We start from the raw sequence: 16,245 nt of genomic DNA on the forward strand, positions 1-16,245 counted from the left end.
CGCTACCGACACCTACGTAGGGGATCCAAAGTGAGTTATCCGGCTGGTACCAAGCCACTGACCGTCCTGATTGCCGCAGATACCTACCCGCCCAATATCAACGGTGCCGCCCAGTTCGGGTACCGCCTGGCCAAGGGGATGGCCGCCCGCGGCCACAACGTGCACGTCCTGGCGCCTAACCCGGCCAACGGCCGGAGCTACACCGAGGAGCCAGCCGGGGCATGGACGGTCCACCGGCTCCGTTCGCACAGCGTGCCCACCCACGATTACTGGCGCATCTGCCTGCCGTGGGAGATCAAGCGCGATATCAGCATGCTGTTCGACCGCGTCCAGCCCGACGTCGTGCACGTCCAGTGCCACTACATGGTGGGGGAGTACACCCTCTACGAAGCGGTGAAGCGCGGCATCCGGGTGATCGCCACCAACCACTTCATGCCGGAGAACCTCAACCCTTTCCTGCCCTTCCCCGAGTGGTTCAAGCGCATCGTCGCCAAGAACTCCTGGCGCGACATGGGCCGGGTGATGGGCAAGGCCGACGCCGTCACCACGCCCACCCCGCTGGCGGCCAAGGCGATGCACGATCACGCGTTCCTGCGCCGGGTACTGCCGATCTCGAACGGCATCGACGCCGCGGCGTACGAGCCGCGCCCCGGCGAGCAGCTGCCCCCGCGAAAGCACCCGACGGTGCTCTTCGTCGGGCGCCTGGCCGAAGAGAAGCACGTCGACGTGCTGATCGACGCCGTGGCGAAAACCCCCGCCGAGCTGGACGTCCACCTCGAGGTGATCGGCGGCGGTGAGGTCAAGCGGGCGCTGCAGGCCCAGGCCGAACGCCTCGGAATCGGGAACCGCGTGAAGTTCCTCGGTCTGGTCAGTGACGAGGAACTCCGCCTCGCCTACCTCCGCGCCGACATCTTCTGCCAGCCCGGCACCGCGGAACTGCAGTCGCTGGTGACGCTCGAGGCGATGTCGGCGTCGACCCCGGTGCTGCTGGCCAATGCAATGGCACTGCCGCACCTCGTGGCCGACGGCGAGAACGGCTATCTCTTCACTCCCTACGACAGCCACGAGCTGGGCCGCCGCATCACCGAACTCGTCACCCTGCCGGACGCCGACCGGGAGCGGATGGGCAAGGCAAGCCGTTCCCTCGTCGAGAAGCACAGCATCGACGCCACTCTCGAAACCTTCGAACGGCTCTACTACGGGCTCAGCGTGGAGGTCGAACTCGCGTAGCTCCGGTTTGTGTCCCGGCCGGCTCCTCCCCGCGCCCCGGTGCGAGCCCGGCCCGTGGCCTCGGCAGGACCGGCTTTCCCGTTCCGTTTCGGGGCGACGGGCGGTTCCGGCCGAGCGGATACAATAAACCGTGCCGCCGGCGCGTCCGTCGTCGCCCGGCACGCGGGGCTGTAGCTCAGCTGGTTAGAGCAGCGGACTCATAATCCGTTTGTCCTGGGTTCAAGCCCCAGCAGCCCTACACGGAAGATCCCCGGAACCAGAAGGTTCCGGGGATCTTTTTGTTCGCCGTCCCCTGTCCGACGTTCCCTGTGTCCGCCGTCCCGTTGCCATCCCCGCGGCACGCCCTCCGGCTCCTACTGGCGCACTATGTTACCGACGGGTAACCTTGGTGAACGGCGCCCCGCGCGCCACCAGCACCGGCCGGCCGACATTCCTGATCGTTGAGGATCGGGACGAAGGAACCCTCATGAGCAAGCTCCAGATCGACCTAAACAACCTGCCCTATGCCGACGGCGATTTCCTCGCATTCGAAGCCCTGCTGAGCGACAAGGAGCGCTCGCGGCTGGCCGAAATACGGACGTGGCTTGACGCCGAAGTCCGCCCGAACGCCATCGGCTGGTGGAACGAGGGCGTGTTCCCCAAGAGCATCATCCCCAAGCTTGCCGAGCTCGACGTCGTCAGCCCCATCCGTCGCCAGGGCTACTCGAACCTTTTCGCAGGCATCGTGCACTCGGAATTCACCCGCGCCGACACCTCCATCGCGACGTTCATGGGTGTCCACGACGGGCTGTTCACCGGCTCCATCGAAGCACTGGCCTCCAAGGAGCAGCAGGAGGAGTGGCTGCCGGACATCTACGCCTTCCGCAAGATTGGGGCGTTTGGGCTGACCGAACCCCTGGGCGGCTCCGACGTCGCCGGGGGGACCCGGACCACGGCCCGCCGCGACGGCGGCAACTGGATCCTCAATGGTGCCAAGCGCTGGATCGGCAACGCGACCTTCTCCGACTGGGTCGTCATCTACGCCCGCGACGTCGAGGACAACCAGGTCAAGGGCTTTATGGTCGACACAACCCTCCCCGGCTACTCGGCCACGAGGATCGAGAACAAGATCGCACTGCGGTCGGTGGAGAACGCCGATATCGTCCTGGAGAACGTTGTGGTTTCGGATGACTTCCACCTCAAGGGGGCCAACAGCTTCCGCGACACGAACAAGGTGCTCAAGGTGACGAGGCTGTCGGTCGGCTGGCAGGCGGTGGGTCAGCAGATGGCGGCGTTCGATGTGGCACGCCGGTACGCGGTGGAACGCCAGCAGTTCGGCCGCCCGCTCGCGTCCTTCCAGCTGGTGCAGCAGCAGCTGGTGCAGATCCTGGGCAACGCGATGAGCTCGATGGGCATGATGGTCCGGCTCTCCCAGCTCGAGGACCTCGGCCAGGCCAAGGACGAGCACTCCGCGCTGGCCAAGGCGTTCACGACGGCGCGCATGCGCGAGAGCGTCGCGGCAGGGCGGAACATCCTCGGCGGCAACGGCATCGTCACCGACTACGAAATGGCGAAGATCTTCTCGGACGCCGAGGCGATCTACTCCTACGAAGGAACTCAGGAAATTAACACACTGGTGGCGGGGCGCTCAATCACCGGCATCGCCGCGTTCGTGTAGCAGCCAGCTGGCCGCGCAGACCCCCGGGATCATAAGGATTCCGGGGGTCTCCTGCGTTCGGGGCGTCATCTCAGCCCCCCCGGGAGGGGAAGCAGGACCGACGGGCGGCGATCGGTGACGTAGTTGAGCGGATTGACGTACTTTCCGTCACGGCGAACGCCCCAATGAATGCAGGCGAAGGGACAGTGCGGCGGCCCCGCGGGAGTGCCCACCTTTTGGCCCCGCTCCACTTGGGCTCCCTTGGTGAGCGTGCTCTTCACCGGCTCGAAGCTGCTCACGAGGCCTCCTTCATGGCCGATGCTGAGCACCGGCCGGCCGGCGACCATGCCAACGAAGGTCACAACTCCATCGGCCGGGCTGAGCACGTCGTTCCCCGGTCCGACCGCAAGATCCACCCCGCGGTGGCCCGACTGCCACGGCTCGGGCGGCGGGATGAAGTGGCGGGTGACGGCAGGGACGGGCGGAAGCGGCCAGGACCACGGCGGCACGTAGTCGCCCGCCGGTGCGCCCTGCAGGGACTCCGTGCGGGAAGAACCTCCCGGACCCGACATCTGTATCAGCCCGGCAAAACCTCCCGGCCCGGACAGCGCTATCGGTTCCGCCGACCCTCCCGGACCCGACATCTGTATCAGCCCGGCAGGGCCTCCCGACCCTCCCGGACCCGACATCTGTATCAGCCCGGCAGAGCCTCCCGACCCTCCCGGACCCGACATCTGTATCAGCCCGGCGAAGCCTCCCGACCCTCCCGGACCCGACATCTGTATCAGCCCGGCAGAGCCTCCCGGCCCGGACAGTGCCATCGGTTCAGTCGATTCGACCGGGCTGGCCCATTGCACCAGCCAGGCTGAGCCTTCTGGCCGAGACAGTGCCGTCGGTTCAGCCGATCCTTCCGGCCCCGCCGTCGTCATCCCCGGTCCTGCCGGTCCTGCCGAAGCCGACAGCATCACGGCGATCAGGGCGATCATCAACCGCCGGTGCAGCCACCACGTTGCAATCCCGCAGGAGTCCGGCCAGAGGTCCTTCCGGGACAGCTGTGCGGACCCGCCTGGAGCGGCCCGGATCGGCGGGGTTGGGGGACCGGGATCCAACTCGCGCCCGCCGGCCGCCGGGTGAAGGTGATTCCTCGGCGGGCGAACCAGGGATGCGGGGGTCAGCCTCATGCCCTCGACGATGCGCTCCCTCAACGCGTGTGTGGTTGTCCGAGGCTCGTATGTGGAAACTGGATTCCAGGACCGCCCAGGGATGCCGTCGCGGCTCGGGTGCGACCCGGCGCACCTGAAAGCGGCCGGCGCACCCGAAAGCGACAAAAGGGGCAGATATTTCGGGTCCGCTCGTCGTTTTCGGGTCCGCTCGTGGCTTCAGGGTCCGGCCCGGTGCGGGAGGCACCCGGGCCGTCCGGAGGCATAACACCGCTGTAGTACACTTGACGGAGCAGTCTGCCGTTTTCCCCGCGTTCTGGAACACCACCAAACCGCGCAGGAGATGTGCCGGCTGACTACGCGTGCCTGCGACCCGCCTTCGTCTCGACGACGTGCGGGGCACTATCCCAGCGGTCCGGAGCGATCCGGTTGGGGGAGTGGGTTTTCCAACGACCAGGCGCCAGGAGGACCGCCCATCCCGGGCGGAACGCTAATAACCGTCAACAAAGCAGCGGAAGCGCCATGTCGCGCGCACGCCCTGCTGAAACGAAAGGCATCCCATGCCAGTAGTAACCATGCGCCAGCTGCTCGACAGCGGCGTCCACTTCGGCCACCAGACCCGTCGCTGGAACCCGAAGATGAAGCGCTTCATTTTCACCGAGCGCAACGGCATCTACATCATCGACCTGCAGCAGTCGCTGTCCTACATCGACCGCGCCTACGAGTTCGTCAAGGCCACTGTCGCCCACGGCGGAACCGTCCTGTTCGTCGGCACCAAGAAGCAGGCCCAGGAAGCGATTGCCGACCAGGCCACCCGCGTCGGCCAGCCCTACGTCAACCAGCGTTGGCTCGGCGGCATGCTCACCAACTTCCAGACGGTTTCCAAGCGCATCGAGCGCATGAAGGAACTAGAAGAGATCGACTTCGACGACGTTGCCGGCTCGGGCCACACCAAGAAGGAACTCCTTCTCCTGAAGCGTGAGCTCACCAAGCTTCAGAGCAACCTCGGCGGTATCCGCAACCTGACGAAGGCCCCTTCGGTCATCTGGGTTGTCGACACCAAGAAGGAGCACCTCGCCATTGACGAGGCCAAGAAGCTCAACATCCCCGTCGTCGCAATTCTCGACACCAACTGCGACCCGGACGAGGTCGACTTCCCGATCCCGGGCAACGACGACGCCATCCGCGCCGTGAACCTGCTGACCCGTGTTGTCGCCGACGCCGTTGCCGAGGGCCTCATCGCCCGCAACAACCGCGCCAACGGCACCGACGCCGCCGCAGCCGAAGAGCCCCTCGCCGAGTGGGAGCGCGAACTGCTGGGCGCCGCCGAGGCCAACGCCGAGGCTCCCGCCGCTGAAGCAGCTCCCGCCGCTGAAGCAGCTCCTGCTGCCGAGGCCCCCGCCGCCGAAGCAGCTCCTGCTGCCGAGGCCCCCGCGGCCGAAGCTCCTGCCGCTGAGGAAGCTCCCGCCGAGGACGCCGCAGCCGACACCAAGTAGTTCTCTTGCGTAAGGGGTGTGGGTGATTCCGCGCCCCTTACGCATGTTCCACCGGCTGAGCGCCGGCAGGGATCCTCTTCTTCGCAGATCAACCAGAATTTAGGAGTTTTCCATGGCGAATTACACCGTCGCTGATATCAAGGCCCTCCGTGAGCGCACCGGCGCAGGCATGATGGACGTCAAGAAGGCCCTCGACGAGGCCAACGGCGATCCGGACAAGGCCCTCGAGGTCATCCGCATCAAGGGCCTCAAGGGCGCCACCAAGCGTGAAGGCCGCTCGACGGCCGAAGGCCTCGTCGCCGCACGCGTCGACGGCAGCGTCGGCGTCATGGTCGAGGTCAACTGCGAGACCGACTTCGTCGCGAAGGCCGGGCCCTTCATCGACTTCTCCAACAAGGTCCTCGACGCCGCCATTGCTTCGGGCGCCACCGACGTCGACGCGCTGCTCGCCTTCGAGGTCGACGGCCGCCCCATGTCGGAGCACGTTATCGAGGCCGGCGCCCTGCTGGGCGAGAAGGTCGACATCCGCCGCGTGGCCCGCGTTGAAGGTGCCGTGGTCGACGCTTACCTCCACCGCACCTCGAAGGACCTCCCCGCCCAGGTGGGCGTGCTGTTCGCCGTCGAGGGTGAAGGTGCCGCTGCCGTCGAGGCCGCCCACGACGTCGCGCTCCACATCGCCGCGTACACCCCGACCTACCTGACCCGCGACGAGGTTCCCGCGGACCTGGTGGAGTCGGAGCGCCGTATCGCCGAGGAGACCGCCCGCGCAGAGGGCAAGCCCGAGGCGGCGCTCACCAAGATCGTCGAAGGCCGCATGACCGGCTTCTTCAAGGACTCCGTCCTGGTCGACCAGCCCTTCTCGAAGGACACCAAGAAGTCGATCGCCCAGGTCCTCAGCGACGCCGGAGTGAAGGCCACTGCCTTCGCCCGCTTCCGCGTCGGCGCGTAGGTCCACACGCCGGATCGGTTGTAACAATGGAAAGGGTGGCCGCCGCTGGTGGCCACCCTTTTTCGCGCCCACGCGGCGCACCGTATTCTTTTATCGATTGTGCAGAACGCACCGCTTTACGCCCTGGGAGGCATCATGGACAACCTTGAACCGGCAATCACGGGTGGCAAGAACGGACGACGGCGGGTGCTCCTCAAGCTTTCCGGCGAGGTGTTCGGGGGCGGCAAGCTTGGTGTCGACCCGGAAACGGTGAGGGCCGTGGCCAGGCAGATTGCGGCCACCGTGGGCGAGGTGGAGGTGGCGATCGTCGTCGGCGGTGGAAACTTCTTCCGCGGCGCCGAACTCTCCCAGAGCGGGATGGACCGCTCGCGCGCCGACTACATGGGCATGCTCGGTACGGTGATGAACTGCCTCGCACTCCAGGACTTCCTGGAGCAGGCGGGCGTCGAGACCCGGGTCCAAAGCGCAATCACCATGGGGCAGGTCGCCGAGGCGTACATTCCCCGGCGCGCCATCCGCCACCTGGAAAAGGGCCGCGTGGTCATCTTCGGTGCCGGCGCGGGACTGCCGTACTTCTCCACCGACACCGTGGCGGCCCAGCGTGCGCTCGAGGTGCACGCCGATGAGGTGCTGATGGCCAAGAGCGGGGTCGACGGCGTCTACACGGCCGATCCGCACAAGGATCCCTCCGCGGAGAAGCTCATCACCCTCTCCTACGAGGAGGCCCTGCGCCGCGATATCCGGGTGATGGACCAGACCGCGATGACCATGTGCAAGGACAACGACCTGGAGATGGTGGTGTTCGGTATGGAGGGCGAGGGCAACGTCACCCGCGCCATCCGCGGCGAGAAGCTCGGCACGCGGGTCACCAACTAGCCCGCGGGCTCCGAATCCGGGCCCCGGGGTCCGGTCGGTGAACTAGGATTGAACACTGGACCGGTTGCCGGGCAACTGAACGCAGAGCTAAGGAGACATCGTGATCGAAGAGATCTTGCTAGAGGCCACCGAGAAGATGGACAAGGCCGTCGAAGCGGCGAAGGTCGACTTCGCGACAGTGCGGACCGGGCGGGCCAACCCTGCGATGTTCTCCAAGGTCATGGTCAGCTACTACGGCGCCCCGACGCCGCTGCAGCAGCTCGCCTCCTTCCAGAACCCCGAAGCGCGCACCCTGCTGATCACCCCGTTCGACCGGGCCGCCCTCAATGACATCGAGCGCGCCCTCCGGGACTCCGATCTGGGCGCCAACCCCTCCAACGACGGCAACGTCATCCGGGTGGTGCTCCCCGAGCTCACCCAGGAGCGCCGCAAGGAATACGTCAAGCTCGTGCGCACCAAGGCCGAGGACGCGAAGATCTCCATGCGGAACATCCGCCGCAAGGCCAAGGACGGCCTGGACAAGGCCGTCAAGGACGGCGACGCCGGCGAGGACGAGGGTTCACGCGGCGAAAAGGAACTCGACTCCCTGACGAAGTCCCACACTGACACCATCGACGACATGCTCAAGCGTAAGGAAGCCGAGCTCCTCGAAGTCTGATGCATGTTCCTAAGCCCTCAGTGGGCGGCAACGTCCCCTCGGGTGACGGCGCCGCCCGGGACGCACCCGGTGGAAGCGCGCCCAGTCCGTCCGCTGCCTCAACCGCAGTCCCGCGGGTGACCGGCGCCGCGCCGGCGGCCGGCACGGCCGCCGGTCCCCGCACCGGCCCGGCCGGAGGTACCGCCTCCGTCCCCGCGGATCCCACGCCGGCCGTTCCGGAAACCCCCGGGCCCCTTCCGGCCACCGTGCATCCCGGCACGTCCGGGTCGCCCTCGCCCGCGGCCGCAGCGCCGGCCGGACCAGTGACCCGGCGCGAACTGCGTGAGGCGCGCAAGCGCAGTCCACGCCTTTTCCGCCGGTCACGCCGGCCGCCGCGCGAGCCCGGAGCGCCGTCGCGGGCCGGCCGGAACCTGCCGGCGGCCATCGGGGTCGGGGTGGGCCTGATGATCCTGGTCCTTGGCGGCCTCCTCTTCTTCCCGCTCGCCTTCGTCGCACTGGTGACGGTGCTGGGCGTCCTCGGCGTCCTCGAGGTCTCGCGCGCCCTTGCGGTGCGCCGCATCGGCATGCCCCTGGTTCCGGCGGTGGCCGCAAGCGTGGCGCTGCCCTTCGCCGCCTACTTCGGTGGCGCGGAGAGCCTTGCCTTCGCCTCGGTCTTCTCATTCCTGGCCCTGCTGCTGTGGCGGTCGCTCGACCCCGCACCGGGGGCGCCGCGGGCCGTGATGGCCGGCGCCTTCACCCTCCTGTGGGTGCCCTTCATGCTCAGTTTTGCGATGCTGCTGCTCCAGCTTCCCGGCGGGTACCTGCTCATCGCGACGCTCCTGCTGCTGGTCGTCGCCAACGACACGTTCGGTTACCTGGTCGGCGTGCTCTTCGGGAAGCATCCCATGGCGCCGAAGATCAGTCCGAAGAAGTCCTGGGAGGGCTTCGGCGGCTCGGTCGGCGGCGCCATGGTGATCGGCGCGCTGTGCGCGGTCTTCCTGCTTGACCAGCCGCTCTGGGTGGGTCTGGTCCTTGCCGTGGCCATCGTTGCGGCGGCCACCGCCGGCGACCTGGCCGAGTCGATGATCAAGCGTGAACTCGGCGTCAAGGACATGGGCACCATGCTGCCCGGCCACGGGGGAGTCATGGACCGGCTCGACTCGGTGGTCTTCGCCTCGCCGATGGCGTTCCTGCTGTCCGCTACATTGGTACCAGGGCTGATCTAGCGGACGGGGATTCCGCCAGCCTTTTTGGTCTCAGCAGAAAGACACAGGCACCATGGACGATGCTCGCCAGGGCAGCTCACCTTTTGCGCGCGTCGGCCGGCGCAGCTATGGCTACAACACCCGGCAGGTGGACCGTTTCCTGGTCCAGGCCCGCAACTTCTACAACAACGGTGAATCCGGCGACGGGCCGATCACCAGCGCCCAGGTCCGCGCCATCGTGTTCGAACCGGCGAAGGGCGGCTACGAGCCGCAGGACGTCGACGCCGCACTCGACCGGCTCGAGGACGCCTTCGCCCAGCGGGAACGCGACCAGCTGATCGAGGCCAAGGGTGAAGACGCCTGGCTGATGCAGATCGGCCGCGCCTCCGCCGTCCTGCGCGGCCGGCTCCACCGGGCCCCCGGCGAGCGTTTCCGCAGGCCGACCAGGAAAAAGGCGCTGAGCTACAACACCGGGGACGTCGACGCCCTGTGCGACCAGCTGCTGCGGTACTTCGAGAACGATCTGCCGCTGAGCGTCGACGTGGTGCGCCGGGCCGTCTTCCGGGAGACCGTGGGGGCCGCCGGCTACGAGGAGAACCAGGTCGATGCTTTCCTTGACCGGGTCGTCGAACTCATGGCCTCAATCGACTGACGGCTCGGCCCTCGGGCCGGCACGCCGGGGCTCGGGAGCCTCGGGTGTGTGAAGCCGCGCCAGCACGCGGGAGGTGCCCGCCGGCCGCCGGTCCCGGGTCGCCCGGGACACGACGATCATCACGAGGAACGCGGCCGGCACCGTCCAGAGCGCGGGCTGCCGGAGCCAGTCGAGGGACGCCGCCTCCGGGCCGAGGAGCGCGGCCGCGAGGATTGAGCCCCCGCACAGGACCGCGCCGGCGAGCATGCCGGCCACCGCGCCGGCGTCGGTCAGCCCGCGCCACCAGATGCCCAGCAGCAGCAGGGGGCACAACGTTGACGCGGTGAAGGCGAAGACCGAGCCCACGCTGCCGGCAAGCGCCAGGGAATCTGTCAGCAGCGCCAGGACCAGCGGCACCAGGGTTGAGAGGACGGCGGCCCGGCGGAACCCCCGAACGCTGCCGGAGAAGAACTCCTGGCTGACGACGCCGGCCAGCGAGACCACGAGGCCGCTCGAGGTGGAGAGGAATGCGGCGAACGCCCCGGCAGTGACCAACGCCGTCAGCGCGTCCCCGGCGGCGCCGTCAAAGATCCTTCCGGGCAGCATCAGCACCGTGGCATCGGCCGCCCCCGGCACCGCGAGGTCGGGGGTGTAGATGCGCCCGAGAATGCCGAAGAGGGTGGGGAAGAGGTAGAACACCGACAGCAGGGCCAGCACGATGAGGGTGGTGCGCCGTGCCGAGGCGCCGTCGGGATTGGTGTAGAAGCGCACCAGCACGTGGGGCAGCCCCAGGGTGCCGAAGAGCAGCGCGATCACCAGGGAGCTCGTGCTGTACAGGGAGGCACCGGCGGTGGTGTTCAGGTCCGCCGTGAACGCGGCGCCGCCGTCGGTCACGGGCAGGCCCTCCACGCCCAGGCGCAGCAGGATGAACACGGCGGGCACGGCCAGCGCCGTGAGCTTGAGCCAGTACTGGAAGGCCTGGACGAAGGTGATCGAGCGCATCCCGCCGCCCATCACGCCCGCGCACACCACGACGACGACGGCGAGCGGGCCCACCCAGGCCGGCAGCCCCGTCGTGATGCTCACGGTCAGCGCGGCCCCGTGGAGCTGCGGCACGATGTACAGCCAGCCCACGACGATCACGAGCAGGCTGGTGACGCGGCGGGCCGGAAGGGATTCCAGCCGTGCCTGCGCGAAGTCTGGGATGGTGTAGGCCCCCGAACGGCGCAGCGGTGCGGCGACGAACAGCAGCAGCATGAGGTACCCGGCGGTGTAGCCGATGGGGAACCACAGGGCGTCGGTCCCGGAGATGAGGATCAGCCCGGCGACGCCGAGGAAACTGGCAGCCGAGAGGTACTCCCCGCCGATGGCCGAGGCGTTCCACCAGGGCCGCACGGTGCGGGACGCCACGTAGAAGTCGCCGGTGGTCCGCGAGATGCGCAGCCCGTAGATTCCGATCAGGAGCGTTGTCACCGCCACGAGCAGCAGGGCGGCGTACCCGACGGCGGGGTTGAGCCCGAAGGCGTCGCCCACCTCGTCAGCCCTCATCGATCAGGTCCTGGAACCGCTTTTCGTTGCGTGAGGCGCTGCGGACGTACAGGGCCGCGCAGGCGATGGACAGCGGGTAGACCCCGAGCCCGAGCAGCAGCCAGGGCACGGGCACGGTGAGCACGGTGACCTCCCGGATCGAGGGAAACAGCCCGAGCAGGACCGGGATGCCGATCAGGATGATGAGGAACCCGCCGGCCACCACGAGCGCCAGGCGCAGCTGGGACCGGATGAGGGAGCCGACGAAGACCTCGCCGACCGCCGAGTGTTCGGCCACCTCGCGGGTCACCGGGAACGTCCCGGAACTGGGCCTGGCACTGGTGCGCGGGGCGGTGACCCGCACCCGGGCGGGGGGCCCGGAGTCGGGGGCAGGGGGCGGCCGGTGCGGCCCGGGGGTGGTCACGGCGGGCGGTCTAGTGGCCGGGCCGCAGGCGGGTCGCCTCGAGCTGCTCGCGGACGCCGGGCAGGTGCCTGCGGCTCACCGGCAGTTCGGCGTCGCCGACGGTCACGCTGGGGCGCCCCGCGCCCAGGCGCACCAGGCGCACCTGGTCCATGGCCACGAGGTATGACCTGTGGATGCGCAGGAATCCGGCATCGGCCCACTGCCGTTCGAGGTCGTTCAGCGGAATGCGGATCAGGTAGCTCGCCCCGGGAGTGTGAAGCCGGGCGTAGTCGCCCTGCGCCTGGACGTAGCGGACCTCATCGCGGCGGATCCTCCGGCTGATCCCGCCCTGATCGACCGTGATGACCTCCGGTGCCGCAGCGCTTCCCTCGGCGAGTTCGCAGATGCGCCGGACCGATTCGGACAGCCGCTCCCGCCGCACCGGCTTCAGCAGGTAGTCGACGGCCCGGAGGTCGAACGCCTCAAGCGCCCGGTCCTCGTCGGCGGTGACAAAGACGACGGCGGGCGGACGGTCGAGGGCAGCGATCGAGCGTGCGATATCGAGTCCGGACACGGCGGGCATGTGGATATCGAGGAACAGGGCGTCGACGTCGGACTGCTCGAGGGTGGCCAGCACCTCGGCGCCGCTCGAGGCGCGGTGGATGGTCCGGACCCTGCTGTCCTGGGAGAGCAGGAAGGCGAGCTCCTCCACTGCCGGAAGCTCATCGTCGGCGATGACCACGTTGACCATGATCCCTAGCGTACGCTCAGGCGCGGTTCCCGGGCTGGAACTTCGGGACCCGCAGCGTAATCAGGGTGCCGGCGCCGGGGGCGGTGTCGATGACCAGGCCGTGGTCGTCGCCGTACACCTGGCGAAGCCGCGAATCGACGTTGCGCAGGCCCACGTGGACCCCGTCGGCGTGGCCGGCGAGGACGGAGCGGAGGTGATCGGGCTCGATGCCCACACCGTCGTCCTCAACGGTGACCTCCGCGAAGGTCCCGGCGTCGCGGGCGGTGATGGTGATGTGCCCGGTGCCTTCCTTCGACTCAAGGCCGTGCCGCACCGCGTTCTCGACGAGCGGCTGAAGGCTCAGGAACGGGATGACCGTGCCCAGCACCTCCGGGCCGATCTCAAGCCGGACCTTCAGCCGGTCGCCGAAGCGGGCGCGTTCAAGGAGCAGGTACCGGTCGATGCTCCGGAGTTCCTCGGCCACAGTGGTGAAGTCGCCGTGGCGCCGGAAGGAGTAGCGGGTGAAGTCGGCGAACTCGACGACGAGGTCGCGGGCACGCTGCGGGTCGGTGTTGATGAACGAGGCGATGGCGTTGAGCGAGTTGTAGATGAAGTGCGGGCTGATCTGGGCGCGCAGCGCCCGGACCTCGGCCTCGATCAGCAGCCGGCGCGAGGAGTCGAGTTCCGCCAGTTCCACCTGCGTCGAAACCCAGCCCGCCAGTTCGTTCGTTGCGCGCACCAGGCCGGCATTGGCCTCTGCGGCAAAAGCGCCGACGGTCCCGACCACCCGCTGGTCCACCCGGATCGGCGCGACGACGAGCTCGCCCAGGCCGATGATGCCCGCCTGCTCCAGCTGGGGCCGGCGCACGATCTGCGTGCGTCCATTCGCCAGCGACCCGCCGATCGCGTCCATCACCCCGGCCGGAAGAGTGCGTGCGCCGTCCCAGCCGAGCACGGCCGCCTCATCGGTGATCATGAGGGTGTCGCACCGCAGCAGGCCCCGGAGGTGGCGGCTCGCCTTGGAGGCCCCCGCCGGGGTCAGGCCCTCCCGCAGGTGTTCGGAGGCGAGCGCTGCGGTGTGGAGGGTGGTGTAGGTGGCGCGGTCGGCGTCGGATCCGAGGTCCCGGAAGGAGCGGGATAACCGGAACCCGACCGAACCGACGACCGCGAGGGTGATGGCGGCGACGGCGAACACCAGGGCGGTGTCGACGGCGGGGCTGACCATGGCTCTACAGTAACGGCTCGGTCGACGACGGGCGGCGGGCCCGGCGGGCCGGCGGCCGACGGGCCGGCAGCTGAAGGCCGGCGCCGATTCCACAATTGGCAACCCCGCTCTGACACGTCTCCTCTGGCATCCCGGCCTGGCATCCCGGCCCGATATCCCGGCACTGACATCGAGCCTTTGACCGTTCGGCGCAGCGCGCCGCCCATTGGGCGCGGGGGCATTGCGCAGTGCTGGAAAAGCGCGCCGGCAGGAGTGAGAGTGAGTGAAGTCACATCGCAGGTCGACCCTGCCCGGCAATGCCGCCGGCACCGCAGGGAAAAGTCCAAGCAGAGGAGGAACAATGGGTTCGCACCCAATCGAACCGGACGGGGGATCGCCGGGCCCCGACGGCGGAACTCCGGAGACCGGCCGGACCGACGGCGTCCCGGCACACCAGGCGGCGCCGGCAGCCGGTGCCCACACTGCCGGTACGGCCAACCAGCCGGCCGTCGACTTCACGGCGGTTCAGGAGGCCGAGCAGTTCCGCGAACTGCGCAAGCGGCACCGCAGCTTCGTCTTCCCCATGGCCGTGGCGTTCCTGCTGTGGTACTTCGCCTACGTGCTGCTGGCCGACTACGCCCACGAATTCATGGCCACCCCGGTCTTTGGCAACGTCAATATCGGCATCCTCCTCGGGCTGGCGCAGTTCGTCAGCACGTTCGCCATCACCATGTGGTACGTCAGCTACGCCAACCGGCGGCTCGATCCCATCGCGGCCAACCTTCGGCACGAGCTTGAGAGTGCCGCCCCCGAAGCATTCAGCGATCCGACAGGCGGGAAGAAATGATCAGTCCCCTCTCTGCAGGTCCATTCCTGCCCCTGCAGACCACCGAGTCGACCCGCGTCGGCGAGCCCTGGCTGAACATCACGATCTTCGGCCTCTTCGTCGCGATCACGCTGGTGATCGTGCTGCGGGCCAGCCGCAACAACAAGACAGCGGCCGACTACTACGCCGCAGGCCGCTCCTTCACCGGCCCGCAGAACGGGACGGCGATCGCGGGGGACTACCTCTCCGCAGCCTCCTTCCTGGGCATTGTCGGCGCCATCGCCATCAACGGCTATGACGGGTTCCTCTACTCCATCGGCTTCCTCGTCGCCTGGCTCGTGGCCCTGCTGCTCGTTGCGGAACTGCTGCGCAACACCGGCAAGTTCACCATGGCCGACGTCCTCTCCTTCCGCCTCCAGCAGCGTCCGGTCCGCATCGCGGCAGCCATCACCACGCTGGCTGTGTGCTTCTTCTACCTGCTGGCCCAGATGGCCGGCGCCGGCGGCCTCGTCTCCCTGCTCTTGGGCATCGACGACCGCGTCGGCCAGTCCCTCGTGATCGCCGTCGTCGGTATCCTCATGATCATCTACGTCCTGATCGGCGGCATGAAGGGCACCACCTGGGTGCAGATCATCAAGGCCTTCCTCCTGATCACGGGCGCGTTCATCATGACCGTGTGGGTCCTCGCGATCCACGACTTCAACTTCTCCACCCTGCTCGGCGCGGCCATCGAAACCTCGGGCAACGCGGCGATCACCAGCCCCGGCCTGCAGTACGGCCTGACCGGCACCACCCGCCTCGACTTCATCTCCCTGGCGCTCGCCCTCGTGTTCGGCACGGCGGCCCTGCCGCACGTCCTGATGCGCTTCTACACGGTGCCGACGGCCAAGGAGGCCCGCCGCTCGGTGGTGTGGGCCATCTGGCTCATCGGCGCGTTCTACCTGTTCACCCTCGTGCTGGGCTACGGCGCCAGCGCACTGATCGGTGCCGACCGGATCGTCGCGGCGCCAGGCGGTGTCAATTCGGCGGCCCCGCTGCTCGCCTTCGAGCTCGGCGGACCTCTGCTGCTGGGCCTGATCTCGGCCGTCGCCTTCGCCACGATCCTCGCCGTGGTCGCAGGCCTGACCATCACGGCGGCGGCGTCGTTCGCCCACGACATCTACGCGAACGTCATCCGCCGCGGCAATGTCGACCCGGACGGCGAGGTCAAGGTCGCACGGCGCACCGTTGTCGTCATCGGACTGCTCTCCATCCTCGGCGGGATCGGGGCCTCCGGTCAGAACGTCGCGTTCCTGGTGGCCCTCGCCTTCGCGGTGGCCGCGAGTGCGAACCTGCCGACCATCCTCTACTCGCTGTTCTGGCGGAAGTTCAACACCCAGGGCGCCATGTGGAGCATGTACGGCGGCCTCGGCTCGGCGATCCTGCTGATCGCGCTGTCCCCGGTGGTATCGGGTGGCGAGACGTCGATGATCAAGGGAGCCGACTTCTCGATCTTCCCGCTCAACAACCCCGGCATCGTGTCGATTCCGCTGGCCTTCTTCCTCGGCTGGCTCGGGACCACGCTGTCCAAGAGGACCGAGGATCCCCTCGTCCAGGCGGAGATGGAGGTCCGCTCGCTCACCGGTGTGGGCGCCGAGAAGGCGGTCGACCACTAGGGCGCGGGCAACCACCTCCCCGACCAGCATCGACGAAGGGCCGCAGCATCAATGGTGCTGCGGCCCTTCGGCGTCCGGGC

General features: G+C 68.2%; 15 protein-coding genes and 1 tRNA gene. 11 read left to right on the forward strand and 5 right to left on the reverse strand.

Annotated elements, in window-relative coordinates; translation table 11 throughout:
- Positions 1-30: 30 nt before the first annotated feature.
- The 3 genes from GVV77_RS02150 (at position 31) to GVV77_RS02160 (ending at position 2,887) form a co-directional block, all read left to right on the forward strand.
- Complete coding sequence (locus GVV77_RS02150) at positions 31-1,230, forward strand: glycosyltransferase (RefSeq protein WP_159615919.1); 1,200 nt, start codon at positions 31-33, stop codon at positions 1,228-1,230.
- Between the two features lie 164 nt (positions 1,231-1,394).
- Positions 1,395-1,468, forward strand: a tRNA-Ile gene (locus GVV77_RS02155).
- Between the two features lie 228 nt (positions 1,469-1,696).
- The gene (locus tag GVV77_RS02160; RefSeq protein WP_159615921.1) at positions 1,697-2,887 is read left to right on the forward strand and encodes an acyl-CoA dehydrogenase family protein; all 1,191 of its coding nucleotides are present in this window, start codon (positions 1,697-1,699) and stop codon (positions 2,885-2,887) included.
- Positions 2,888-2,952: 65 nt separating this feature from the next.
- Here GVV77_RS02160 and GVV77_RS02165 read toward each other — a convergent pair whose 3' ends face one another.
- Positions 2,953-3,438 (reverse strand): M23 family metallopeptidase, encoded by a 486-nt coding sequence (locus GVV77_RS02165; protein WP_246199570.1) that lies wholly within the window; start codon positions 3,436-3,438, stop codon positions 2,953-2,955.
- A gap of 1,148 nt (positions 3,439-4,586) precedes the next feature.
- Between GVV77_RS02165 and rpsB the strand changes: the two genes are divergently transcribed.
- The 6 genes from rpsB (at position 4,587) to GVV77_RS02195 (ending at position 9,841) form a co-directional block, all read left to right on the forward strand.
- Positions 4,587-5,522, forward strand: a complete 936-nt coding sequence (gene rpsB, locus GVV77_RS02170) for a 30S ribosomal protein S2 (protein WP_159615925.1) — start codon at positions 4,587-4,589, stop codon at positions 5,520-5,522.
- 112 nt (positions 5,523-5,634) lie between these two features.
- Positions 5,635-6,471 (forward strand): translation elongation factor Ts, encoded by an 837-nt coding sequence (gene tsf / locus GVV77_RS02175; RefSeq protein ID WP_159615927.1) that lies wholly within the window; start codon positions 5,635-5,637, stop codon positions 6,469-6,471.
- Positions 6,472-6,606: 135 nt separating this feature from the next.
- Positions 6,607-7,347, forward strand: a complete 741-nt coding sequence (gene pyrH / locus GVV77_RS02180) for a UMP kinase (protein WP_159615929.1) — start codon at positions 6,607-6,609, stop codon at positions 7,345-7,347.
- Between the two features lie 100 nt (positions 7,348-7,447).
- Positions 7,448-8,005, forward strand: a complete 558-nt coding sequence (frr, locus tag GVV77_RS02185; RefSeq protein ID WP_159615931.1) for a ribosome recycling factor — start codon at positions 7,448-7,450, stop codon at positions 8,003-8,005.
- Between the two features lie 317 nt (positions 8,006-8,322).
- Positions 8,323-9,210 carry a phosphatidate cytidylyltransferase gene (locus GVV77_RS02190; RefSeq protein ID WP_159616183.1) on the forward strand — a complete coding sequence of 296 codons (888 nt, stop codon included), beginning with the start codon at positions 8,323-8,325 and terminating at the stop codon, positions 9,208-9,210.
- Positions 9,211-9,262: 52 nt separating this feature from the next.
- On the forward strand, positions 9,263-9,841 hold the full coding sequence (locus GVV77_RS02195; RefSeq protein WP_159615933.1) for a DivIVA domain-containing protein: 579 nt from the start codon (positions 9,263-9,265) through the stop codon (positions 9,839-9,841).
- Here GVV77_RS02195 and GVV77_RS02200 read toward each other — a convergent pair.
- From GVV77_RS02200 to GVV77_RS02215, 4 genes are read right to left on the reverse strand one after another with little or no spacing between them, the layout of a single operon-like run.
- On the reverse strand, positions 9,830-11,368 hold the full coding sequence (locus GVV77_RS02200) for a sodium/solute symporter (protein ID WP_159615935.1): 1,539 nt from the start codon (positions 11,366-11,368) through the stop codon (positions 9,830-9,832). The two genes, GVV77_RS02195 and GVV77_RS02200, sit on opposite strands and share 12 nt — an antisense overlap.
- Positions 11,358-11,771 carry a DUF485 domain-containing protein gene (locus GVV77_RS02205; protein WP_159615937.1) on the reverse strand — a complete coding sequence of 138 codons (414 nt, stop codon included), beginning with the start codon at positions 11,769-11,771 and terminating at the stop codon, positions 11,358-11,360. The genes GVV77_RS02200 and GVV77_RS02205 overlap by 11 nt, the downstream gene beginning before the upstream one ends.
- 10 nt (positions 11,772-11,781) lie before the next feature.
- Complete coding sequence (locus GVV77_RS02210) at positions 11,782-12,501, reverse strand: LytR/AlgR family response regulator transcription factor (RefSeq protein ID WP_159615939.1); 720 nt, start codon at positions 12,499-12,501, stop codon at positions 11,782-11,784.
- A 16-nt stretch (positions 12,502-12,517) separates the two neighbouring features.
- A complete protein-coding gene (locus tag GVV77_RS02215; RefSeq protein WP_159615941.1) occupies positions 12,518-13,705 on the reverse strand; it encodes a sensor histidine kinase in 1,188 nt (395 codons plus the stop codon).
- 340 nt (positions 13,706-14,045) lie between these two features.
- Here GVV77_RS02215 and GVV77_RS02220 point away from each other — a divergent pair, with 340 nt between their 5' ends.
- Both GVV77_RS02220 and GVV77_RS02225 read left to right on the forward strand, forming a co-directional pair.
- On the forward strand, positions 14,046-14,531 hold the full coding sequence (locus GVV77_RS02220) for a DUF485 domain-containing protein (RefSeq protein ID WP_159615943.1): 486 nt from the start codon (positions 14,046-14,048) through the stop codon (positions 14,529-14,531).
- Positions 14,528-16,165: a solute symporter family protein gene (locus tag GVV77_RS02225; RefSeq protein ID WP_159615945.1), complete on the forward strand. Its 1,638-nt coding sequence runs from the start codon at positions 14,528-14,530 to the stop codon at positions 16,163-16,165. Before GVV77_RS02220 ends, GVV77_RS02225 begins: the two co-directional genes overlap by 4 nt.
- The last annotated feature ends 80 nt before the right edge of the window (positions 16,166-16,245 follow it).

It is taken from the genome of Arthrobacter zhaoguopingii (genome assembly GCF_009828605.1).
GTDB lineage: Bacteria > Actinomycetota > Actinomycetes > Actinomycetales > Micrococcaceae > Arthrobacter_D > Arthrobacter_D zhaoguopingii.